Annotated in this window: 19 protein-coding genes and 2 tRNA genes; 10 read left to right on the forward strand and 11 right to left on the reverse strand. The window is 75.1% G+C overall.

Going from position 1 to position 22,162, the window contains the following annotated elements; all coding sequences use genetic code 11:
* Positions 1-137 precede the first annotated feature (137 nt).
* Both ACI780_RS15525 and galE read left to right on the forward strand, forming a co-directional pair.
* On the forward strand, positions 138-317 hold the full coding sequence (locus ACI780_RS15525) for a hypothetical protein (protein WP_457003992.1): 180 nt from the start codon (positions 138-140) through the stop codon (positions 315-317).
* A 115-nt stretch (positions 318-432) separates the two neighbouring features.
* On the forward strand, positions 433-1,416 hold the full coding sequence (gene galE, locus ACI780_RS15530) for a UDP-glucose 4-epimerase GalE (protein WP_457003994.1): 984 nt from the start codon (positions 433-435) through the stop codon (positions 1,414-1,416).
* Positions 1,417-1,423: 7 nt separating this feature from the next.
* Here the strand turns inward: galE and ACI780_RS15535 are convergent, their stop codons facing one another.
* The 5 genes from ACI780_RS15535 to ACI780_RS15555 form a co-directional block, all read right to left on the reverse strand.
* The gene (locus ACI780_RS15535) at positions 1,424-2,500 is read right to left on the reverse strand and encodes a putative glycoside hydrolase (protein ID WP_457003996.1); all 1,077 of its coding nucleotides are present in this window, start codon (positions 2,498-2,500) and stop codon (positions 1,424-1,426) included.
* A gap of 41 nt (positions 2,501-2,541) precedes the next feature.
* Positions 2,542-4,266, reverse strand: a complete 1,725-nt coding sequence (locus ACI780_RS15540) for a DUF4832 domain-containing protein (protein WP_457003998.1) — start codon at positions 4,264-4,266, stop codon at positions 2,542-2,544.
* Positions 4,267-4,453: 187 nt separating this feature from the next.
* Positions 4,454-4,687, reverse strand: a complete 234-nt coding sequence (locus ACI780_RS15545) for a hypothetical protein (protein ID WP_457004000.1) — start codon at positions 4,685-4,687, stop codon at positions 4,454-4,456.
* Positions 4,688-4,757: 70 nt separating this feature from the next.
* Positions 4,758-6,494 carry a GT4 family glycosyltransferase PelF gene (gene pelF, locus ACI780_RS15550; RefSeq protein WP_457004002.1) on the reverse strand — a complete coding sequence of 579 codons (1,737 nt, stop codon included), beginning with the start codon at positions 6,492-6,494 and terminating at the stop codon, positions 4,758-4,760.
* A gap of 77 nt (positions 6,495-6,571) precedes the next feature.
* Complete coding sequence (locus tag ACI780_RS15555; protein WP_457004003.1) at positions 6,572-8,014, reverse strand: hypothetical protein; 1,443 nt, start codon at positions 8,012-8,014, stop codon at positions 6,572-6,574.
* 390 nt (positions 8,015-8,404) lie between these two features.
* Between ACI780_RS15555 and ACI780_RS15560 the strand changes: the two genes are divergently transcribed.
* Positions 8,405-9,253 carry a hypothetical protein gene (locus ACI780_RS15560; RefSeq protein WP_457004004.1) on the forward strand — a complete coding sequence of 283 codons (849 nt, stop codon included), beginning with the start codon at positions 8,405-8,407 and terminating at the stop codon, positions 9,251-9,253.
* A gap of 9 nt (positions 9,254-9,262) precedes the next feature.
* On the forward strand, positions 9,263-10,309 hold the full coding sequence (locus ACI780_RS15565) for an alpha-hydroxy acid oxidase (protein WP_457004005.1): 1,047 nt from the start codon (positions 9,263-9,265) through the stop codon (positions 10,307-10,309).
* On the opposite strand, the gene ACI780_RS15570 is transcribed toward ACI780_RS15565, so the two are convergent.
* The 4 genes from ACI780_RS15570 to ACI780_RS15585 all read right to left on the reverse strand — a co-directional run bounded on the left by ACI780_RS15570 (position 10,306) and on the right by ACI780_RS15585 (position 14,040).
* Positions 10,306-11,355 (reverse strand): PHP domain-containing protein, encoded by a 1,050-nt coding sequence (locus ACI780_RS15570; RefSeq protein ID WP_457004035.1) that lies wholly within the window; start codon positions 11,353-11,355, stop codon positions 10,306-10,308. The two genes, ACI780_RS15565 and ACI780_RS15570, sit on opposite strands and share 4 nt — an antisense overlap.
* Positions 11,352-11,900: a DoxX family protein gene (locus ACI780_RS15575; protein ID WP_089405904.1), complete on the reverse strand. Its 549-nt coding sequence runs from the start codon at positions 11,898-11,900 to the stop codon at positions 11,352-11,354. Before ACI780_RS15575 ends, ACI780_RS15570 begins: the two co-directional genes overlap by 4 nt.
* Before the next feature lie 127 nt (positions 11,901-12,027).
* On the reverse strand, positions 12,028-13,470 hold the full coding sequence (locus ACI780_RS15580) for a phosphatase PAP2 family protein (RefSeq protein ID WP_457004007.1): 1,443 nt from the start codon (positions 13,468-13,470) through the stop codon (positions 12,028-12,030).
* A gap of 36 nt (positions 13,471-13,506) precedes the next feature.
* Complete coding sequence (locus tag ACI780_RS15585) at positions 13,507-14,040, reverse strand: CGNR zinc finger domain-containing protein (RefSeq protein WP_089405906.1); 534 nt, start codon at positions 14,038-14,040, stop codon at positions 13,507-13,509.
* Positions 14,041-14,158: 118 nt separating this feature from the next.
* On the opposite strand from ACI780_RS15585, the gene ACI780_RS15590 reads away from it, so the two are divergent.
* The 6 genes from ACI780_RS15590 (at position 14,159) to ACI780_RS15615 (ending at position 19,621) form a co-directional block, all read left to right on the forward strand.
* Positions 14,159-15,361, forward strand: a complete 1,203-nt coding sequence (locus ACI780_RS15590) for an MFS transporter (protein WP_457004009.1) — start codon at positions 14,159-14,161, stop codon at positions 15,359-15,361.
* A gap of 95 nt (positions 15,362-15,456) precedes the next feature.
* Positions 15,457-15,545 (forward strand) — tRNA-Ser (locus ACI780_RS15595).
* A 21-nt stretch (positions 15,546-15,566) separates the two neighbouring features.
* Positions 15,567-15,639: transfer RNA gene (locus ACI780_RS15600), tRNA-Arg, on the forward strand.
* A 243-nt stretch (positions 15,640-15,882) separates the two neighbouring features.
* Positions 15,883-16,272, forward strand: coding sequence for an SMR family transporter (locus ACI780_RS15605; RefSeq protein ID WP_089405908.1), 390 nt, complete (start codon positions 15,883-15,885; stop codon positions 16,270-16,272).
* Complete coding sequence (locus tag ACI780_RS15610; RefSeq protein ID WP_456869080.1) at positions 16,269-17,204, forward strand: NAD-dependent epimerase/dehydratase family protein; 936 nt, start codon at positions 16,269-16,271, stop codon at positions 17,202-17,204. Before ACI780_RS15605 ends, ACI780_RS15610 begins: the two co-directional genes overlap by 4 nt.
* Positions 17,205-17,389: 185 nt before the next feature.
* The gene (locus ACI780_RS15615) at positions 17,390-19,621 is read left to right on the forward strand and encodes an MMPL family transporter (RefSeq protein WP_457004012.1); all 2,232 of its coding nucleotides are present in this window, start codon (positions 17,390-17,392) and stop codon (positions 19,619-19,621) included.
* Positions 19,622-19,789: 168 nt separating this feature from the next.
* Here the strand turns inward: ACI780_RS15615 and ACI780_RS15620 are convergent, their stop codons facing one another.
* Together ACI780_RS15620 and ACI780_RS15625 are read right to left on the reverse strand one after the other, a co-directional pair.
* Positions 19,790-20,662: a universal stress protein gene (locus ACI780_RS15620; protein WP_457004014.1), complete on the reverse strand. Its 873-nt coding sequence runs from the start codon at positions 20,660-20,662 to the stop codon at positions 19,790-19,792.
* A complete protein-coding gene (locus ACI780_RS15625; RefSeq protein WP_456869077.1) occupies positions 20,659-22,083 on the reverse strand; it encodes an amino acid permease in 1,425 nt (474 codons plus the stop codon). Before ACI780_RS15625 ends, ACI780_RS15620 begins: the two co-directional genes overlap by 4 nt.
* Positions 22,084-22,162 lie beyond the last annotated feature (79 nt).

The raw sequence follows: 22,162 nt of genomic DNA on the forward strand, positions 1-22,162 counted from the left end.
TGGTGGAGCCGCGGCCCGAGGGGCTCCCGGGACGGTCGTGGTCGTCTCACTCGCCCCGTTCGACCCGACGTCTCCGCGCGCCCCAGGCACACCCGTGCTGTGACGGCCTGGTCCCGTTCGTGCGGTGGACTACCGGTGTGGATGCGTTGCTGTGGATCGTCGTCGGGCTCCTGACCTGGGTGGTCGTCGCCGTCGCCTTCGGCGTGCTGCTCGGCAGGAGCATCCGTGTCGCGGACCGGGTCGGGACCGAGCGTCCGTACGACGAGCTCACACCGACCACGCCGGACGTGACGAGGGTCGCGGTGGTCCTCGCGTAGTGCCGGTGCGCGCTCCCGGCCCGACGGTGGCGGCGGGCACCTCACCAACCCACCGCGGCCGGCGTGTGACGGGATCGACCCCGGACGCGGGCGTCGCGGCACCTAGGCTCGGTCGGTGACCTGGCTCGTGACCGGCGGTGCCGGCTACATCGGTTCCCACGTCGTCGCGGCCATGCGGACGGCGGGGCAGTCCGTCGTCGTCCTCGACGACCTCTCCACCGGCGACGCCGCCCGTGTGCCCGGCACCCCGCTCGTCGTCGGCAGCGTGCTCGACGGCGACCTGGTGGCGCGGACCCTGCGCGAGCACGGCGTCACCGGGGTGGTGCACGTGGCGGCCAAGAAGCAGGTCGAGGAGTCGGTGCGCCTGCCGCTGCTGTACTACCGGGAGAACGTCGAGGGCCTGCGGGTGCTCCTCGAGCAGGCCGTGGCGGCCGGCGTGGCCGACCTCGTGTTCTCCTCGAGCGCGGCGGTCTACGGGATGCCCGACGCGGACCTGGTCGGCGAGGACACCGAGTGCCGGCCGCTGAACCCCTACGGCACCACCAAGCTCGTCGGCGAGCGGATGATCGCCGAGGTCGCCGCGGCCACGGGGCTGCGCTACGCCAACCTGCGCTACTTCAACGTCGCCGGCACCGCCGACCCCGCGCTCACCGACCGCGGCGTGTCCAACCTGGTGCCGATGGTCTTCCAGCGGCTGGCCGGCCGGCAGGCCCCGCTCGTGTTCGGTGACTCCTACCCGACGCCGGACGGCACCTGCATCCGCGACTTCGTGCACGTCGCCGACATCGCCACCGCGCACGTCGCCGCCGCCCGGGCGCTCGCCGGGGGGAGTGTGCGCGCGCTGACGGCGAACATCGGCCGCGGGGAGGGCGTCTCGGTGCGGCAGGTGGTCGACACCGTCCGCGCGGTCACCGGGACGGCGGAGGAGGCGTGGGCCGAGCCCGTCGTCGTCCCCCCGCGCGCCGGCGACCCCGCGCGGGTGGTCGCCTCGGCCGACACCATCCGCGACGTCCTCGGGTGGGAGGCCCGCCACGACCTGCACGACATGGTCGCCTCGGCGTGGGCCGGCTGGACGTCGACCCGGGCCGCCGCGGTCTGAGCCGCGCTCAGCGCCGGTAGACCACGCCCTCGTGCGGCTGCAGGGTCACCTTCGCCGGCGCGGGCTCCCCGTCGGCGCCCCGCAGCCCCGGCGGCACGGACAGGGTGACCTTGCGCCGCTTGCTCTCGTTGAGGTTCACACCGGCCCAGCCGTCGGTGAACTCCCGTGACCAGGCGTTGCCCTTCTGCTGCGGGCCCTCGACGGGGGTGCCGAGGTCCCACTCCAGCTCCGGGCGGAACGGCGTCCCGCTGTACCCGTCGTGGTCGGTGGCCGAGAAGCAGACCTGCTCGCCGGCGCCGAAGACGACCACCGCGGCCAGCCCGTAGAGGAAGTTCGGGTGGTCGTCGCGGCCGTCGGTCGCCGTCCGCAGGATGCTGATCCCCGGGCCGCTGAGCTCCTCCATCTGGGCCAGCGCGCTGGCGGGGTCGAGGTACCGGTCGGGGCCCCAGGCGAGGAAGACCTCCTCGAAGCCGCCGCCGTAGGCGGCGTGCCGGGCCCAGCGGCCCGGGTCGCGCCGTGACTCGGCGATGTTGGGCACCAGGACCTTGCCCATCCCGTTGAGGCGCTTGCCCGCCTCGGGCACGAACTGGTCCATCGTGCGGCGCAGGTCGGCCATCGTCCGGCCGCCCTCCAGCGGCGGCCGCAGCCCGTAGTAGTCGTCGAAGACGTCGTTGTCGGCCATGACGCCGTCCCACGGGGTGTCCTCGAGGAAGTCGGCGACGTTGTCGCACCACCGCTCGCGGTAGTCCGGCTCCCACACCGCCATCTGCCAGTGCCCCGGGTAGGTGGCCCACTGGATGCGGCTGCCGTCCTCGCGGTGGGCGAACCACTCCTCGCCGGCCTCCTCGGCCTCCTCGAGGCTGACCCCGGAGGTGAAGACCGGTCCCTGCTCGAAGTCGCGGACCGAGGACAGGCACTTGTAGGCCAGCACCGTCATGTCCGGTCGCTGCTCCTTGAGCCGGCCGGCGGCCTCGGCCTCCCAGGGCTGCAGGATCGCGGCCTGGTAGTGCGCGACGGCGAAGTCGAGCTGCTCGTCCGACAGGGGGTCCTGGTAGCGGATCCAGGCGCCACGGCGGGTGACCATGGCCCCCAGCCTGTCACGGGCCCGCGACGCCTCGGCCGGGGTCAGCCGACGGTGACGGTGTGCCGCAGGTCGTTGCGGCCGGTGGCCGGGTCCCACAGCCCCTGGTTGGCCAGCCGGACGGCGTAGGCCGGGTCCCCGGCCAGCGACGGCGCGTCGTCGGGCAGGACCAGCGCGAGCGGCCAGGCGCCCGCCGCGGCGGGCACGGGCACGTCGACGCGGAAGGTCCGCGTCGTCCCCGGCGCCAACGACCGGACGTCGACGCCGAGGGGGACGCCCACCGCCGCCGGGCCCGTGCCGAACACTAGGCGCACCGGCCGGCCGGACAGCGGGGCGGCGTAGCCGTCGTTGGTGAGCGTGAGCTCGACCCGCACGGTCTGGCCCGGCCGTGCCGTGGCGGGGAAGGCGCCCGACACCAGGCGCAGCCGGTAACCCAGCGACCGCGCGGCCGTGTCCAGGCCGGCCTGGCCCCACGAGTCGAGGACGGCGCGGTGGAAGTCGGCGTTGAGGAAGCTCCAGTGGTAGCGGGCCAGCTCGGTCGCGGCGGTGCTCCACTGCGACCGGGTGCCGTTGGTGCCGCAGGTCTCCCCGCCCACCGGGACCGTGGCCGACGCGGTCGCCAGCCAGGTGCGCTCCTCCGCCGTGGCGAAGGTGCCCATGTCGGTGTCGCTGGCCAGGAAGCAGTCGTTGTGGACGCCGACCCGGCGGGCGTCGGCGCCGTCCACCAGCCGCGCGACGATCGAGGGGTAGCGCACCTGCACCCAGATGTCGGGCGACGTGGCGTCGAGGAGCGCGTCGAGGACCTGCCCGCGGCGGGCCCAGTCGGCGTCGGTGAGCGCCCACGGCCGGGCGGGGTCGGAGGCGTAGGAGTCGGAGTAGTACCACTCGCCCCAGCGGCCCACGAAGCCGGCCTGCAGCACCAGGACGACGTCGGAGGCGGCGTTGAGCACCGGCGCGAGCTGGCGGACGTGGCCCACCGCCCGGGCCGGCGGGGCGTCGCGGCCGTCGTCGGGGGAGTAGGCGAACCGGACGACGAGCTTGACGCCGGCCGCGCGGGCGGTGGCGAGGTCGGCGGCGACCTGGTCGAGGAACCGTTGGTCGATCGCGTCCCGGTCGACCAGCCCGCCCAGGTAGTAGACGCGGTAGACGACGGTGACGGCCTCGGCGGTCCGCCACGTCCGCAGCGTGGTGACGTCCAGCGGGGTGTGCGCGCCGCCGTCGGGGGACCAGCGGGACTCGGTGTAGTGCGTGAAGCCGCGCTCGGGGTTGGCGACGATCTCGTCGCTGGCCGCGTACGAGACGGCGGTCAGCGGGACCGACGGGGTCGCGGTCGCGGTGCCGGTCGTCGTGCCTCCGGCGGTCGTGCTGCTCGTCGTGGACGGTGCCGGTGCCGTCGTCGGCGTGCTGCTCACCGGCGCGGTGGTCCTCGGCGGGCTGGTGGTCGGTGCGGTGGTCGGTGCGCTGGTGGTCGGTGCGCTGGTGGTCGGCGTCGCGGGGCGGACGCGCCCGGCGGTCAGGACGACGCCGGCGGTGCGGGCCGCGGTGCGGGCGCAGCTCGACCAGTCGGTGCAGCGGGCGGCGGCCGCGCGGGCGGCCGCCGGCGTCGTCGCGCCGTCGGCCGGGGTGCCGGAGGGAACCACGGTCACCAGCCCGGCCAGGAGGAGGGCGCCGAGCACCAGCGCGGGCCAGCGGAGGTGCCGGCCGCGCTCCCGCGGGGGCCGCGGGGTGCGGGTCGGTGCCGAGGAGTCCGGGGACGTGTGCCTGCCCACGCTGGGCCTCTCCCGCCGCGGGGACCGCGGCTCGCCAGGGGACGACCGGCCACCCTCCCTGGGGAGCGGAACGGGTCCGGGCACGTCCGTGTGCGAGGAGTAGTCAAGCAACCACGAAGCGCTGCGTCCATCGATCGGGCGCAGCTGTCACACCCGTCACACGGGGACGGGGACCGCGGCGTGGTTCTCAGACCTCGAGCGGGGCGGCGGCCCGGTGCGGCACCGGTCGCGGGGCGCGGGAGGGCAGCGCCGAGGCCTCGCGCCACCAGTCGTCGAGGTCGGTCCACGGCCGCACCGGCTGCCGGGGGGCGGGCGGCGTCCAGGCCGGCACCCGGCTCGAGGGCGGCGCGGCGGGGCGGCGGCGGGCGATCAGCAGCCAGGGGAGGACCAGCAGGGCGGCGAGCAGGGACAGGGAGGCCACGGCGACTCCATCGGCACGTCCTGCGCGGTCCTTGACCACGCACCCGTCGACGCTGACGGGTGCGCGGATCCTAGGTCGCCGGGCGCAGCCGTGGGAACCCGGTGCGCGGCCGGCGGGCGCGCGGGACGATGTCGGCGTGCACCGGCGCCTCGGCCACGGCGGGCTCGAGGACCGCCTCGAGGACCGGCGCGACGCCGGCACCGGGACCGCGGACCGCGGCGTCCTCGCGCGCGGGGAGGCCGCCGAGCTCGCGGTAGAGGTCGTTGTAGGCCCGCATCGCGTCGCTCAGCTGGAAGAAGTCCTCGACCCGGCCCCGGGCGTTGCGGGCGTACTCCGCGTACAGGGCGGGGTCCCGCATGACCCGGGTGAGGCCCTCGGCCAGCTGCTCGGCCATGTTGGGCGACTTGTGCAGCGGGTCGACGAGGATGCCGGCCGGCCCCCAGGTGTGCCCGGCCTCCGTGGTGAGCGGGTCGTCGATGAGCTGGGCCATGCCACCGACCTCGGTGCCGACGGTCGGGATGCCGGCGGTCATCGCCTCGAGCACCACGATCGGCTGGCCCTCGTTGTAACTGGGCAGGACGAGCAGGTCGTAGCTGCCGATCTCCTCGCGCACGTTCACCACGCCTCGGAAGGTCACGTGCTCCGACAGGCCCAGCCGCTCCACCTTCTCCAGGCACTGGGCGTAGTACTCCGGGAAGTGGTCGGTGGGCCCGAGGGCGTCGAGGTGGAAGTCCGTGATCCCGCGCTGCAGCAGCATGTGCACGGTGTCGAGCAGGTCGAGCATGCCCTTGATGGGGACCAGGCGGGCGATGTAGGCCAGCCGCCAGGTGCGCTCGGCCGGGCCGGCGACGATCTCCTCGAGCGCCCGCAGCCGCTGCTGGTAGGCCGGCTCGACCGCCGCCGGCACCATCCCGTTGGGGATGACCACGCTCTTCTCCACCGGCGCGCCGAGGTCGGCGGCCTCGGTGATCGCCTTGGGGTAGAGGTAGGTGATGACCTCCGCGCTGGGGTAGCAGAACCGCCCCATCTCGATCCACCACGTCATCCACGCCCGCTCCCGGGCCGGGACGTCGAAGGTGCGCCAGTCGGTGGCGGTGACCGGCAGCGCCATGTCCCGGTCGAGCATCAGGTTGACCGTGTCGCGGACGTAGAGGTTGTGCTCGGTCAGCAGGAAGCGGCCGCCGTTCTGCCGGGCCGCCGCCGCGCCCATGAGCGAGGCGTACCCGGTGGTGTGGGCGTGGTAGACCCGGGCGCGCGGCAGGTCGTTGCCGAGCACGGCGCAGGCGAGGGAGAAGAACTCCCGCAGGAGCCAGAAGGTGTCCACCAGTGACAGCCCCAGGCCGGTGCAGCGCTGCTGGAGCACCTGCATGAACTCCTGGGTGCCGAGCAGGGCCCAGAGCGGGTACCGCCGCGTGCGGGGGTTCATCCCCTCGTCGTAGAGCGACCACACCGGCTCGGTCTCACCGGCGACGATGCCCTCCAGCGCGTCGAACACCCGGTGGGCGAGCGCGGTCCTGGCCCGGCTGCGCATCCGCAGGTCGCCCGGCTTGAGGTCGCGGAAGTCCTCCTTGTGCTCGTCCATGCTCAGGTAGAGCGGGTGCACCCAGCGCACGTTGGACGGGACGCCGTAGAGGTCCTCGGTGGGGCTGCTGGAGTCCCAGGTGATGTGGATGATCCCGAAGGTCAGGTCCGGGTTCTCCACCACGATGTCGTGCACGACCGCGGAGACCCCGCCCTTGAGGTACGGGTAGGTCGACTCCATGACGATCGCGACGTCGACGTCTTCGTGGGCCTGCTGGGTGTCCATCCGGACGGGTCTCCTCGTGCTCGGGCTCGGTGCGCGGAGGGGCGGGGGGAGGGAGCGGGCGCGCGGGGCGCCCCGGCTCACCAGGAGGTGGCGTGCCGCCAGAAGAGGCTGTACTCGGGCCGGCCCCAGTGCCGGGTGCAGTCGCGCACCGCGAGGGCCAGCAGCAGCAGCTCGACGCCGGCCAGGGCCAGGTAGACCGTCGTGCCGGACGGCAGCAGCGCGAACGCCGCGACGACGGCGGTCAGGTGCGCGGCGCCGATGACCTGGGCGACCCGCTGCTGGCCGACGTAGTCGAGCTTGTAGGAGACGACCGTCGTCATCATGAAGGCCCAGGAGGCCACGGCGACCGCGGCCGCGAGCGGGGCCGACCCGCGGTCCCACAGCACGACGCCGCCGGTGACCACCAGGGCGAGCGCGGCGCCGACGACGCCGGTCTTCACCACCCCGGACAGGATCGTGAGGGTCAGCCGGGACGAGTGGCGGTGCAGCCGCTCCAGCGGCTCGTCCTCCATCGCCGACCGCATGGTGGCGACCTCCCGGTCGAAGCGCGGCGCGAAGAGGACGAAGTAGGCGTTGTAGGCCAGGATCGCCGGCAGCAGGGCGAGGAAGACGACGTCGACGGCGAAGTCGCGGCCCGCGGCGAGCAGGAAGACGAACTTGTCCGCCCACAGGACCGCACCCAGCAGCAGGCCGCGCACCAGGTCGGCGGCGACGTCGCGGCGGTCGAGGACCAGCGGGTCGGCCAGCTGCCGCACGTGGCGGCGCAGCGGGACGAGCAGCACGAGGATGCCGGCCAGGGGCGGCAGTGCCCAGACCGTGGGCGCGAGGAACAGGGCGACGGCGTAGGCGGTCCAGGCCGCGGCCCACAGCCCCCGGTGGTCGGGCCGGTTGGTGATCACCAGCAGCTGCACGAACAGCAGGTGCAGGACGGTGAGCACGAGGTAGGCGCCGAGGACCTGCAGCGGCCAGTCCAGCACCAGCTGCACGGGGACGGCGAACAGCGCGACCACCGACAGCGAGCGCAGCGCGATCAGCGGCCACGCCCGGCAGAAGCTGGCCAGCAGGGCGTCGCTGTCCTCGCGGTGCAGCGTGTCGCCGATGCCCCGGTAGAGCGGCATGCACACCGACTGGCTCAGCCACGGCACGGTCATCGACGACGCCAGCACCACGCTGGTCAGGCCGACGCCGCCGATGCGGGCGCTGCTGATCTCGGTGTCGACCAGCGGGAAGACCGTGGTCAGCAGGAGCACCGGCGTCAGGTGGAGGACCAGCTGGCCGGCCGTGTACAGCGGTCCCCGGCGGCTGGTGCTCGGCCAGACGAGCGCCACGGCTCCCAGCAGCAGGACGGCGACGACGGTGGAGATGCCCGCGACGGCACCGCGGTCGGACAGGGAGGGCAGCAGCAGGGTGGTGCCCAGCAGCGCCGCGACGACGAGGACCCCGCCGGCCGGGGTCATCCACCGGCGCTCGGGGAGTCGGTCGTGCCGGGTGTGCGGGCGCGCGGGTGTGGTGTCGAGCACGGTAGTTCCCCCATGGGTGTAGCTGTCGCCGGTCCTCGCCTCTCGGCGCTGAGGGGCGGCGGAGGGGAGTCTGCCAAGGCGGTCGGTGCCGGAGAGTGACCGCGACACGACCTGTAGACGCTCAGCCACCGCCTCCCTGCGGAGGGTGTCCGGCGCGCTCACTCATGACGGACCTCGTGGTCAAGCTCACACGGCGGGACGGGACGGACGGCTCTGGACCGTCCGCGATCGCGGGCGACGCACGTCACGTCCGGTGACGTTGAGTGACCGGCTGCTGACGGGGCTCGCCGTCGGGCCACCGTCCGACACCAGCCGGCACAGCCGTCCCACCTGACCCGGTGGTGTGACCGGACGGTCACGTCCGGGCCGCTCCGTGCCGATGATGCCCGCGTGTGGACGTGGATCGTCGGCGGGTTCGCCGCGTGGGTGGTCGTCGCCGTCGTCTTCGGCGTCGTCCTGGGACGGGGGATCCGGCTGGCCGACGAGCGGTCGCCGGGCACCGGGGTCGAGCGGCCGCTGACCGCGGGGGTCGCCCGAGCGGGGCGCCGCCGGGTGCCGCTGCCCCCGGTCGGGATCGCGCTCGCCTTCCTCGCCGTCGCCCTCGAGGCGGTCGGCTACGTGCTGCGCCTGCGCCGCACCGGCGGCGAGCTCGCGAACGCGCTGTCCATGGACGCCCCGTGGTCGCTGCCGCGCGTCTACGTCGCCGCGCTGTTCGCCGCCGCGGCGCTGGCCGCCGTCGCGGGTGCGGCGCGCAACCCCGGTCGGCGCACCTGGTGGCTGGCCGTCGGGGTGGTGACCGCAGGCATCGCGGCCGTCAAGGCCGGCAGCACCGTGCACATGACCGTCATGGCGGAGCTGACCGCGCGCACGTCGACCGCGGGGGCGGTCGCCCTCAGCGCGCTCCTCGCCGTCGCGGTGCTGGCCGTGCTGGCCGTGCTCAGCCGCGCCGACCGTCGTGACCGGCGCCGGGTGCTGACCGGCCTCGGCCTCTACGCCGTCGCCGCGGTCGGGCTGTCGGCGGTGTCGGGGCTGGTCGGCCAGCAGTGGGCGGCGATGGCCACGTTCGTGGAGGAGAGCGGTGAGGCGCTGGCCGGCGTCGCCGTGCTCGTCGCGGTCCTCGTCGGTGTCGCCCCGCGCCTGGTGCTGCCCGCCGCGTGGCTGCGCCGCCGGGACGACGAGCTGTCGCTCGAGGCGCCGGTCGTGCGGCTGCCGGCCCCGCAGGACCGGGGCCGGCCCTAGGCTCGCCCGGTGCTCGCGCTGCTCGCCGACCTCCGGGAGCGGGCGCGCACCGCACTGCGGCCCGACGCCTGGGAGTACTACGAGGCCGGCGCCGGCGACGAGGTCACCGTCGGGGAGGCCGAGGCCGCTTGGCGCGACTTCCGGCTGCGCCCCCGCGTGCTGCGCGACGTCTCCCGCGTCGACCTCCGGACCCGCGTCCTCGGCGCCGACCTGGCCTCGCCGTTCGCCGTCGCGCCGATGGCGTTCCACGCCCTCGCCTCCCCCGACGGCGAGTGCGCCACCGTCCGGGGCGCCGGTGACGCCGGCTGTCTGACCGTCGTCTCCACTCGCGCCTCCCGCCCGCTGGAGGACGTCGCCGCGGCGGCACCCGGGCCCTGGTGGTTCCAGGCCTACGTCATGCGCGACCGCGGCCTCACCGAGGCGCTGGTCCAGCGGGCCGCGGCGGCCGGCGCCGGCGCCGTGGTGCTCACCGTCGACACCCCGCACGTCGGCCGCAAGCAGCGCGTCGGCGGCGTGCGGATCGGCATCCCCGACGACGAGTACCTGGTCAACCTGGCCCGCCACCTGGTCCCCGGCACGGTCGGGCGCGAGGCGGCCGAGCAGGACCCCTCCCTGACGCCGGACGTCGTCGGCCGGCTGGCCGAGGTCGGCGGCCTGCCGGTCGTGGTCAAGGGCGTGCTGCGCGGCGACGAGGCGCTGCGCTGCGTGGAGGCCGGCGCCGCGGGGGTCGTGGTCTCCACCCACGGCGGGCGCCAGCTCGACCGGGCGCTGCCCAGCGCGCACGCCCTGGCCGACGTCGTCGCCGCGGTCGGGGGCCGGGTGCCGGTGCTGGTCGACGGCGGTGTCCGCAGCGGCACCGACGCGCTGGTCGCCCTCGCGTTGGGCGCGACCGCGGTGCTGGTCGGCCGGCCGGTGCTGTGGGCGCTGGCCGCCGGGGGAGCCGCCGCCGTCACCGCGGTGCTCGAGGAGCTGGCCGCCGACCTGCGGCACGTGCTGGCGTTGGCCGGGGCGACGTCACCGGCCGACCTCGACCCCGCCGTGGTGGTCCCGCGCTAGCCCGTCCACTCGAGCAGCTCGTCGGCGGTCCAGGTGTTGACCACCCGGTCGACGTCGACGCCCGTCTCGACGGCGCGCTCGCAGCCGTTGCCCTGCCAGTCGAGCTGGCCGGGGGCGTGCGCGTCGGTGTCGATGGCGAACTCACACCCCAGCTCGACGGCGAGCGCGAGCAGCCGCAGCGGCGGGTCCAGGCGCTCCGGCCGGGAGTTGATCTCGACGGCGGTGCCGTGCTCGACGCAGGCGGTGAACACGGCCTCGGCGTCGAAGGCGCTCTCCGGCCGCGGCCGCTGCCGCCGTCCCTCCCGCTGCTCGCGCGGGATGAGCAGCCGCCCCGTGCAGTGGCCGAGCACGTCGGTGTGCGGGTTGGCGACGGCGGCGAGCATCCGCTCGGTCATCGCGGCGGACTCCGCGCGCAGGTCGGAGTGCACGCTCGCGACCACGACGTCGAGGCGGCCGAGCAGCTCGTCGGTCTGGTCGAGGCTGCCGTCGAGGTGGATGTCGCACTCGATGCCGGTGAGGATCCGGAACGGGGCGAGCTCCTCGTTGAGCGCGGCGACGACGTCGAGCTGGCGCTCGAGCCGCTCGGCGGTCAGCCCGTTGGCCACCGTCAGCCGGGGCGAGTGGTCGGTCAGCGCCACGTACTCGTGGCCGAGCGCGATCGCGGCCTCGGCCATCTCGCGGATCGGGCTGCCGCCGTCGGACCAGTCCGAGTGGGTGTGCAGGTCCCCGCGCAGCGCGCGGCAGAACTCGGCGACGTCGTCGGCCAGGGGTACCAGCTCGGCGGAGGCCTCCTCGAGGCGGGCCAGGTACTCGGGGACCTCACCGGCGTGCGCCTGCACGATCGCGGCGCCGGTCTTCGGGCCGATGCCCCGCAGGTCGGTCAGCGTCCGCGTGCGGATCCGCCGGTCGAGCTCGCCCTCGGGCAGCGCGTCGACGACGGCGGCCGCGGTGCGGAACGCCGCGACCCGGTGCGTGGGCTCGCGGGCGCGCTCCAGGAGGAAGGCGATCCTCCGGAGCGCGGCCGCGGGCGGGAGGGGAGTGCTCAGCTGGTCGCCTTCCTCGCCTTCTTCTCGGCCTTCCGCTGCGCCTTGGCGGCGCGCCGGGCGGCCTTCTCGTACCCGCGCTCGGTGCTGTCGGCGGCCCGCTTGGCCGCGCGGCGGGCGCGGTAGCCCACCGACGGGCGGCCCTCGGTGTCGACGGCGGCGATCAGCAGCCCACCGAGCAGCCCGAGGTTCTTGAGGAAGTTGGAGATCTGGCCGAAGCGCTCCTCGGGGTCCTCGTGCTCCCAGAAGCGGTGCCCGGCCAGCGTCGTCGGCACGATGCTGCCGGCCAGTGCGAGGGCGCTCAGCCGGGGGAGCTTGCCGAGGGCCAGCAGCGAGCCGGCGCCCACCTTGACGCCGGCGTCGATCCGCACCCACTGCTCGACGTCGCGCGGCACCTGCACCGGCAGCTGCTCGTCGGCGGTCCTGGTGATCGTCTCGACCACCGGCGCCGCACCCGGGACGCGGGTCTGCGGGTTGCGCAGCGTGTCGATGCCGCCGTAGACGAACGACGCGGCGAGCAGGGGCCGGGCGATCCGGCGGACCAACATGGAGGACCTCTTCCGTCGACGGGACTGGCTGCGTGCCCCCTGCCCGCCAGCGAGCGAGGACACCCTGCTCCGGAACCTAGTGACCACGTCCACCGCGCGCTCGGTGGCCGCCCGCCGTCGGCGCCGGTCAGGACGTGCGGTGGCAGTACACCGTCAGCGGCGCCCGCTTGCGGAAGACGAACGTCGACGACGCCGCGCCGGTCTCCCCGTCGTAGGCCACCGGCTGCGCGCCCGACCACAGGTGCACGGTGATCTCGCGGGTGGCGGAGGAGGCGTAGCCGGAGCTGTGGTCGCTGACGCCCAGCAGCGCGCCGAGCACCGCGCGGGTGCGGCTGAACGGGACGTCGGCGCGCAGGTACTGGACGTCGAGCACGCCGTCCTCCAGGCGCGGGCGCCACGCCGGCGCCAGTCCGCGCGGGGTGTACCGGCAGTTGCCGACGAAGAGGATCCAGACGTCGACCGGGCGGCCGGCGAGCACCATCGACACCGGCGTCCCGGCCCGCAGCACCTGCGCGGCCGCGACCGCCGTGGCCAGCCACCGGCCCAGCCGGCCGGACAGCGCGTCGCGCCGCCGCACCACGTCGGGGTAGAGGCCGATGCTCGCGGTGTTGAGGAACGGGGTGCCGTTGACCTCGGCGACGTCGACGGACACCGCCCGCCCGTCCTCCACCGCCCGGGCCGCCTCGCGCGGCGTCTCGACGCCGAGGTCGCGGGCGAAGTGGTTGAGCGTCCCGGACGGGACGACGGCCAGCGGCAGGCCGTGCTCGAGCGCCACCGCCGCGGCGGCCGCCACGCTGCCGTCGCCGCCGGCCACGCCCAGGGCGCGCGCCCGCCCGGAGCGGGCCGCCTCCCGGAGCACCGCGGCGAGGTCGCCGCCCGGTGTCGCGCTGTGCACCTCGGCGGCCGGCAGCAGCCGGCGGACCTCAGCCACGGGGTCGTGGCCCTCGGGTCCCGACCGCCGGTTGACCACCACGACCAGCCCCTCGCCGCCCGGCAGCGCGGGGGCCGACCGCGCGGGCCGCACCCGCGCCGGCTCGGTCGGCCGCACCGGCCACCACCGGCGACCGGCCAGCGCCACCCCGGCCCCGATGGCCAGCCCCGAGACGACGTCGCCGGGGTAGTGCACGCCGACGTGCACCCGCGAGTAGCCGACCGCCAGGGCCAGGGGCCCGAGGGCCGCCCCGGCCAGCGGGCTCTCCAGGGCCACGCCGGTGGCGAAGGCGCCCGCGGAGGCGGAGTGGCCGCTGGGGAAGGAGAAGGTGTGCGGCGCCCGCCGCAGCCGGCGGTGGCTGGCCATGTTGGCGAGGTCGGGCCGCACCCGCCCGAACAGCCGCTTGAGGACGGCGTTGACCACGGTGCTGGCGATCGACAGCGAACCGACCCCGCGGACGGCGCCGCGCCGCAGCGGCCCGCGCCGCATGCCGAGCAGCAGCGCCAGGACGAACCACAGCCGCCCGTGGTCGGCGGCCGTGCTCAGCCGCCGCAGCCACCGGTCGGCCGGGGACTCCGGCAGCGCGCCGATCGCCGCGTGGAGCCGGGCGTCCCAGTACCGCAGCCGCAGCGGGGTCACCCGCCGGACGTTACGGTCCCGCCGCGGCGCGCGGGCCTAGGCCCTGCGGCGGGCCCGGTACGCCGCGACCGACGACCGGCTTGCGCAGGTGTTGGAGCAGTACCGCCGGCTGGCGTTGCGCGAGGTGTCGACGTAGACGTCGTCGCAGCCCTCGGCCGAGCACACGCCCAGCCGCTGCCAGCCGTGCTGCACCACGACCTGCGAGAGGCCCATCGCCACCGTCGTGGTCAGCTGCTCGAGCGCCGGGGCGTCGGGACGGGCGTAGTGCAGGTGCAGCTCGCCGTCGTGGTCGGTGGCGTAGGGACGCGGGCGGGCCAGCGCGAGGAGCTCGTTGAGCCCGGCGAGGACCGCCTCCTGCGACTCGGCGACGGCGACGGCGCGGACCAGGTCGGCCGTGGCCGCGGCCCGGCGGGACTCCGCGGGGGAGAGGTCCAGGCCGGTCTCGGGCGTGAACCACTCCCCGTGGGCGCGCAGGAAGGCGCCGGCCCAGTCCGGGTCGCCGTCGCGGTCGGTGTTGGCGAGGTCGATCGCCAGCTCCACCGCGTTCGACCCGTAGGTGTCGTAGTTCATATGACTCCCTACCGCCCGGTCGGTGACCGGTTGCTAACCTCGGGACTTCGTAGGGGGTCAACGGCGTTTGACTCCCTACTGTTCCGCTCTCAGCCTGCAAGTCGAAACGAGTTCTGTCGTGCGTGCGTACCTGTCCGTCTGGCGTCTGCCCTCCGCCCCCGTCCTGCTGCTCGCCGGCTTCGCCGGCCGGCTGCCGTCGGCGATGGTCCCGCTGGCGCTGCTGCTCATGGTGCAGCAGCAGACGGGTTCCTACGCCGTCGCCGGTCTCGCCTCGGCCACCTACGGCCTGGCGATGGCCGCCATGGCCCCCGTCCTCGGCCGGCTGGCCGACCGCCGCACCCCCCGTCCGGTCCTGCTGGCGCAGGCCGCGGCCTACCCGCTGCTGCTGGCGCTGCTGGTGCTCACCGTCCTCGGCGGCGCGTCCACGCCGGCCGTCCTCGCCGCGTCCGCGGCCGCCGGCGCGGGGACGCCGCTGGTCTCCGGCACCGTCCGCGCGCTGTGGTCGCGGGTCGACCCGCGGGTGCGCACCACCGCGTTCGCCCTCGACGCCACCGCCACCGAGCTGGTGTTCGTGGCCGGGCCGACCGTCGTCGCCACCCTGGCCGTGCTGGCCGCCCCCGCGTGGGCGCTGGCCGTCGCCGGGACGCTGGCGACCACCGGCGCGCTGGCCATCGCCACGTCGACGGCGATGCGCGGCTGGGTGCCGGTCCCGGCGGCGGAGCGCACCAGCGCATTCGCCACCGTGCTCACGCCCGGGATGCCGCGGGTCCTGGTGAGCGGCTCGGCCCTGATGCTCGGCTTCGGTGCGCTGGAGGTGGCCATCCCCGCCTTCGCCGACGAGGCCGGCTCGCCGGGCATGTCGGGCCTGCTGCTGGCGCTGTGGTCGCTCGGCTCGGTGGCCGGCGGCCTGTGGTTCGGCGCCCGCGTGGTCAGCGCCTCGCTGCCGCGCCAGTACCGGTGGTTGCTGCTCGGCGTCACCATCGGCCTGGCGCCGCTCGCCGCGGCGTCGAGCCCGTGGGTGCTCGGGGCGCTGCTGTTCCTCGGCGGGACGGCGATCGCCCCGACGCTGACGGTGCAGAGCTCGCTGGTCGGCGCGCTGGCGCCGGCCTCGGCCACCACCGAGGCGTTCACCTGGCTGTCGACCATGGCCACCGGCGCCTCGGCGCTGGGTGCGGCCCTCGGTGGCGCGCTCATCGACGGCCCGTCCGGCGTGACCGGCAGCCTCCTGCTCGCCGTGGCCGGCGCCGCCGCGGCCGTGCTGGTCACCCTGGTGCCTGGCCGTCCCGTGCCGGTGCGCCTGGCCGAGCGGGTGGCGGTCTGACCTGCGCTCCCGGCCCGGGGGACCCCCGGGCTGGGAGCCCCGCCGCGGCCGCTGGTAGTCTCTCCGTCGGTGGTACCGGGGGAACTCGGACCCCGGGAGGCTTCGCCTAGTCCGGTCTATGGCGCCGCACTGCTAATGCGGTTTGGGTTCACCCCCATCCCGGGTTCAAATCCCGGAGCCTCCGCGCACGACAACTGCACAGTCCGCACCCGTAGCTCAACGGATAGAGCATCTGACTACGGATCAGAAGGTTAGGGGTTCGAATCCCTTCGGGTGCACGTCTGGTTGAGACAGCACCGCGGCCCCGCTCTCCCCGTGAGAGCGGGGCCGCGGTGTGTCCGGACCCGGGTGCGCCGCAGGCCCCGGGGCGAGCAGCGCCCCGCCACACCCGCCCCCGGGGGCGGAGGGGTGCGTGTGGCCACGTGTGACCGGTGGGGACCGCGGCCCGGCGTGCCGACGCGGGGGTCCGGACCCGTCCGTCCCACCTGCCTATCGTGGGCGCGTTCAACGGAAGGTGTGACATGACTCCAGCGAGCTTCGGTCTCGTGCTGATCGGCGTCCTGCTCAACGCGGGAGCGCAACTCCTCATCAAGGCCGGCACCAACGCCCTGGGGACCCTGGTGTCCCCCGACGGTCCGGTGCAGACGGTCTTCCGGATCGTCTTCCAGCCCTACATCCTCGGCGGGCTGCTCTCCTACGTGGTCAGCGTCGCGGTGTGGATCGTGGTCCTCTCCCGCGTGCCGGTCAGCGTCGCCTACCCGATGCTCTCCATCGGCTACGTCGTCAACGCCGTCCTCGGCTACCTGCTCTTCCGGGAGGAACTGGGCGTGCTCAAGATCGTGGGGATCCTCGTCATCATCCTCGGCGTCATCCTCGTCGCCCGTCCCACCAGCGCCGCGGTCGTGCAGTGAGGGTCCTGGTCACCGGCGCCGCCGGCTTCCTCGCCCGTCCGCTGCTCGGCCGGCTGCGCGACGACGGCCACACCGTGGTCACCACCGACCGGGTCGGCGCCGTCGACCACGTCGGTGACCTGGCCGACCCCGCGTTCACCGCCGGGCTGCCCGACGTCGACGCCGTCGTGCACGCCGCCGCCGTGCAGTACGTGTCGGCCGACCTCCCCCGCTTCGCGCAGCGGGAGTACTTCCGCCGCAACAACGTCGTCGCCACCGAGAACCTCGTCGGCCGCTACTCCGGCCGGGTCGGGCACTTCCTCAACGTCGGCACCAGCATGATGTACGACCAGACCGGGCTGCCCGTGTACGAGACCACCTCGCCGATGCGGGGCACGGGCGTCTACAGCCGGTCCAAGCTGGAGGCGTACCGCCTGGTCGAGGCCATGGACAACCCGACCGCGACGATGGTGCCGTGCATCATCGGCGGCGTCGGCCGCGAGGGCCTGTTCCGCGGCTTCGTCCAGTCGATGACCCAGCGGCGCCTGGCGATCGTCCCCGGCACCGGCGGCCACGCGACCAACATGGTCCACGTCGAGGACGCCGCCGGCCTGCTCGCGCTCATCGTGAAGGAGCAGGCGACCGGGCTGTACAACGCCGCGAGCCCCGGCCCGCTGACCATCGACCAGTGGGTCGACGTCATCGAGGAGACCCTCGAGCTGCCGCGGGTGCGCCGGGTGCACGTCCCCTACCCGCTGATCAAGGCCGGCGCGGTGGCCACCCGGTACCGGGTCATCGCGGCCGAGCAGCTGCTCATGCTGGGGCAGGCCCACGTGCTGTCGATCGACACCTCGCTGGCGCTGGGCTGGAAGCCCGAGTACGACAACCGGCGCGCCGTGGCGGCGATCGCCCGCTACATCGCCGGCCGCCCGGAGGCCCCCGCCGCCGGCTGAGCCCGCTCCACCGCACACCGGGTCCGCCCTCTCCCGCGAGAGGGCGGACCCGGTGTGCGTCTGCCCGCCCGCCGCCGTCCGGTGTCGGGCCAGCCCGACACCGGACCGACCGGCTGGCGGGATCGGCCGGCCGGTCCCGGGCCAGCAGAGTCGGCCCCGTCCGAGCGAGCAGACGGGAGACCGACGTGGACGTGTCCGGCAACCTGGCGGGCAGGGTGGGGCGGTGGAGCGCCCGGCACCGCAGGACGGCGGTGCTCGGCTGGCTGGCCTTCGTGGCCCTGGCCCTGCTGGTCGGCCAGCTGGTGCCGCAGGGGGAGCTGACCCCGGCCGAGCAGAGCGTCGGGGCGCCCGCCGAGGCCCGGCAGATCCTCGACGCCTCCGGCTGGGAGGAGCCGGCCGCGGAGATGGTCCTCGTGCAGCGGGAGCCCGGCGTCGACGAGGCCGCCGCCACCGCCGCGCTCACCGACGTCGTCGAGACGCTGCGGCGCACCCCGGAGGCCACCGACGTCCTCAGCCCGCTCGACGGCGCGCCGCTGCGGTCGGCCGACGGGCGCTCGGCGCTGGTCACCTTCGACGTCACCGGGGACCGCCAGGACGCCGGCGAGCGGATCCCGGCGATCGCCGCGGCCCTCGCTGGCGTCGCCGACCGGCACGACGGCGTCCGCGTCGAGCAGTTCGGCGACACCAGCGCCGACCTCGCGCTCGACGAGACCCTCGACGCCGACTTCCGGCGGGCCGAGCTGCTGTCGATCCCGATCACCCTCGTGGTGCTGCTGGTGACCTTCGGCGCCGTGGTCGCCGCGCTCGTGCCGCTCGTGTTCGCGCTCACCGCGTTCCTGGCGGCGCTGGGCCTGCTGAGCCTGACCAGTCAGGTGTGGCACGTCGACCAGACCGCGCAGATCGTCATGCTGCTCATCGGGCTGGCCGTCGGCGTGGACTACTCGCTCTTCTACCTCAAACGCGAGCGCGAGGAGCGGGCGCGGGGCGCCGGCCCGGTCGACGCCCTCGACGTCGCCGCCGCCACCTCGGGCCGCTCGGTGCTGATCTCGGGCATCACCGTGGTGGTCGCGATGGCAGGCATGTTCCTGACCGGGTTCTCCGTCTTCACCGGCGTCGCCTCGGCCACCATCCTCGTCGTCGCCGTCTCGGTGCTCGGCTCGCTGACCGTGCTGCCGGCGACGATGGCCTGGCTCGGCGACCGGGTGGAGCGGGGGCGGATCCCGTTCCTGCGCCGCCGTGACGCCGGCCCGGGCCGGTTCTGGCCGGCCGTCCTCGGCGCCGTGCTGCGCCGCCCGCTGGTCGCCGCGCTCACCGCCGGCGCCGCGCTGGTCGCCCTCGCCGTCCCGGCGCTGGCGATGGACCTGCGCAGCGAGGGCGTCGAGGACCTGCCCCAGGACCTCGCCGTCATCGCGACGTACGACCGCATCACCGAGGCCTTCCCCGGCGGCCCGGCGCCCGCGCAGGTGGTGGTCGAGGCGCCCGACGTCACCGCCCCCGAGGTGCAGGCCGCGATCGCCGAGCTGCGCGAGCGGGCACTGGCCACCGGGCAGGCCAACGAGCCGATCGGGGTGGAGACCGACGAGGCCGGCACGGTCGCCGTCATCTCCGTGCCGCTGGTGGGCGACGGCGAGGAGCAGGCCTCACGCGACGCGCTGGCGACCCTCGCCGACGACGTCGTCCCCGCGACGGTGGGCGGGCTCGACGGCGTGCGCGCCGTCGTCTCGGGCAGCACCGCCTCCTCGGTGGCCTTCGACGAACTCGTGGCCGAGCGCACGCCGTGGGTGTTCGGCTTCGTGCTGGTGCTCGCCTTCGGACTGCTGCTGGTCTCGTTCCGCTCGGTCACCGTGGCGGTGACCGCGATCGTGCTCAACCTGCTCAGCGTCGCCGCCGCCTACGGCGCGATGGTGCTGGTCTTCCAGGAGGGCGTCGGCGGCAGGCTCATCGGCCTGGACTCCACCGGGGCGATCGTGAACTGGATCCCGCTGTTCCTGTTCGTGGTCCTGTTCGGCCTGTCGATGGACTACCACGTGTTCATCCTCAGCCGGATCCGCGAGGGCCACGACCGTGGCCTGCCCACCCGGACGGCGGTCGCGCGGGGCATCACCTCGTCGGCCGGCGTGGTCACCAGCGCCGCGGTGATCATGGTCTTCGTCTTCCTGACCTTCGTCACCCTGTCGATGACGAGCATGAAGCAGATCGGGCTGGGCCTGGCCGTCGCCGTGCTGCTCGACGCGACGGTGGTCCGGGCGGTGCTGCTGCCGGCGGTGATGCGGCTGCTGGGCGACGCCAACTGGTACCTGCCCCGGTGGCTGCGCCGGCTGCCGCAGCTGCAGCACGAACCGGTGCCCGGCGCCGTGCCGGCCGCCCCGCGCGCGACCGGGGAGGAGTCGCCGGCCCTGGCGGGCACCCGCGACTGAACGACGACGACGCCGGCTCCGGGGGTCCCGGAGCCGGCGTCGAGTCGTGGGGCGGGGGGCCGGTGCTGGCGGTCTGGCCGCGTGGGTCGATCCCCCCAGCAGTGGGGGGCCAATCGTCTACCGGTTGCCCCCGCCCGACCTCCACTGTGAGCGCCGTCACAGGCGTCGTCAACCCCGGTCCGGCGTGTCGGGCGTGTCCTCCGTCCCCCTCGGGACGACGACCACCGGCACCGGCGCGGCCCGCAGGATGCGCGTCGCCGTCGACCCCAGGAACACCCGGGCGAGCGGGCCCAGCCGTGACGAGCCCACCACCAGCAGGTCGCCGTCGGACCACCCCGCCGCCGGCACCGCACCCGGCCACCCCCGACCCCGCGCCACCGTCGCCTCCGGCCGTTCCGGCAGGCCCGCGGCGACCGCGTCGAGCTCGCGCTGCGCCTGCCGGGCCCAGGCGACGGCGACCTCCCGCTCGGCGTACAGGCCCGTCTCCGACGGCAGCAGCGGGTCCCGCTCGGGCGCGAAGGTCACCAGCCGCAGGGGCACCCGCCAGGCCGCCGCCGTGCGCCGGGCCCAGGCCAGCGCGGCGCGGGACCGGTCGGTGCCGGCCCACGCGCAGGTCACCCGTGTGACCCGCTCCCCCGGGGAGCCCGCGCGGGCCGACAGCGCCACCGGCACCGGGGAGGAGCGGAGCAGGTGCTCGGGCACCGGCCCCTCCCGCCCGAGCACCAGCAGCGACCCGCCGACCTGGCCGGTCACGGTGACCAGCCCGGCCGGCACCGACGGCGCCTCGACGGCGACCGGGCGCACCTCGCCGACCCCCGCCGCGTGCAGCGCGTGCACCGCCCGGTCCAGCCGCGCGCGCACCTGGTCGGCCACCCAGCCCCGGTACTCCCGGTCGGCGCGGGGGTCGGGGAAGCCGCGCGGGGTCACGGTGGTGACGACGACGTCCTCGCCGGTCGTGCGCGCGAGCGTCGCGGTGAGGCGCAGGTGCCCGTCGGCGCCGCGCTCCTCGGCGTCGGCGGGGTGGCCGACGACGACGGTCACCGCGGGTCCCGCAGTCGGGAGTGGGTGCGGGCGTAGGTCACGTAGAGGACGGCCGCCAGCGTCAGCCAGAGGGCGAACAGCCCCCAGGTGACCGGCGGCAGCCCGTAGAGCAGGTAGAGGCAGAACAGCACCGACAGCACCGGCACCACGGGGTAGCCGGGCACCCGGAAGCCACGGGGCAGGTCCGGTCGGGTGGACCGCAGCACCATCACCCCCACCGACACGACGAGGAACGCCACGAGCGTGCCCATGCTGGTCAGGTCGACGAGGAAGTCCAGCGGCACGAAGCCGGCCAGCGCCCCCACGAACAGCGCGACGGCGACCGTGCCGCGCACCGGGGTCAGCGTGCGCGGGTCGACCCGGCTGAACAGCGACGGCACCATGCCGTCCCGGCTCATCGCGAACAGGATCCGGGTCTGGCCGTACATCGTCACCAGCGTCACGGAGAAGATGGAGATGACGGCGCCGGCGGCGAGCACGATGGCCGGCCACCGCGACCCGGTGACGTCCTCGAGGATCACCGCGAGGCCGGCCTCCTGGCCCTCGAACAGGCCGGCCGCCTGGGCGCCCACCGCGGCCACGGCCACCAGCAGGTACACCGTCGTCACCACGACCAGCGAGCCGATGATGGCGCGGGGCAGCGTGCGACGCGGGTCACGCACCTCCTCGCCGGCGGTGGAGACGGCGTCGAGGCCGATGAAGCTGAAGAAGATCGACGACGCCGCGGCGCCGATGCCCGCGGCGCCCAGCGGCGCGAACGGTGTCAGGTTGCCCGCGTCGAAGGCGGTGAACGCGACGGCGGCGAAGAAGAGCAGCACGAGGATCTTGAGGACCACCATCACCGCGTTCGCCCGGGCCGACTCGCTGGCCCCGCGCACCAGCAGCAGGGCGCACAGCGTCACCAGGACGATCGCCGGGAGGTTGACCGCCCCGCCGGCGCCGGGGGCGAACGACAGGGCGTCGGGGATGCGCAGGCCGATGGTGTCGTCGAGCAGCTCGTTGAGGTACTCGCTCCAGCCCACCGACACCGCCGCGGAGCTGACCGCGTACTCCAGCACCAGGCACCAGCCGACGACGTAGGCGACGACCTCGCCCAGCGTGGCGTAGGCGTAGGAGTAGGAGGACCCGGCCACCGGGATCGTCGAGGCCAGCTCGGCGTAGCAGAGCGCGGTGAACCCGGCGGTGATCGCGGCGAGGACGAAGGAGACGATCACGGCCGGGCCGGCCTCGGGCACCGCCGAGGTGAGCACGAAGAAGATCCCGGTGCCGATCGTCGCGCCGATGCCCAGGCCCATGAGCTGGCCGACGCCCATGCGGCGGGCCAGCGTCCCGCCCTCGGGCCGGCCGGCGCCGGTCTCCTCGACCATCTCGGTGACCGGCTTGCGCCGGAACAGCTGGCTGCGCACGGACGGGGCGCTCACCCGGGCCTCCTCGGCGTCGTCGTGCTCGGCGTGGGTCGCGCCCACCGTGCCCGCTGACGGCCGGATCGGCCATTCCGGG

It is taken from the genome of Geodermatophilus sp. SYSU D00814 (assembly GCF_054050055.1).

Coding starts and splice junctions, on each gene's coding strand:
- ACI780_RS15605 (WP_089405908.1), top strand. CDS start 15,883: ATGACTCCAGCGAGCTTCGGTCTCGTGCTGATCGGCGTCCTGCTCAAC.
- ACI780_RS15585 (WP_089405906.1), bottom strand. CDS start 14,040: ATGAACTACGACACCTACGGGTCGAACGCGGTGGAGCTGGCGATCGAC.
- ACI780_RS15575 (WP_089405904.1), bottom strand. CDS start 11,900: ATGTTGGTCCGCCGGATCGCCCGGCCCCTGCTCGCCGCGTCGTTCGTC.
- ACI780_RS15535 (WP_457003996.1), bottom strand. CDS start 2,500: ATGGTCACCCGCCGTGGCGCCTGGATCCGCTACCAGGACCCCCTGTCG.
- pelF (WP_457004002.1), bottom strand. CDS start 6,494: ATGGACACCCAGCAGGCCCACGAAGACGTCGACGTCGCGATCGTCATG.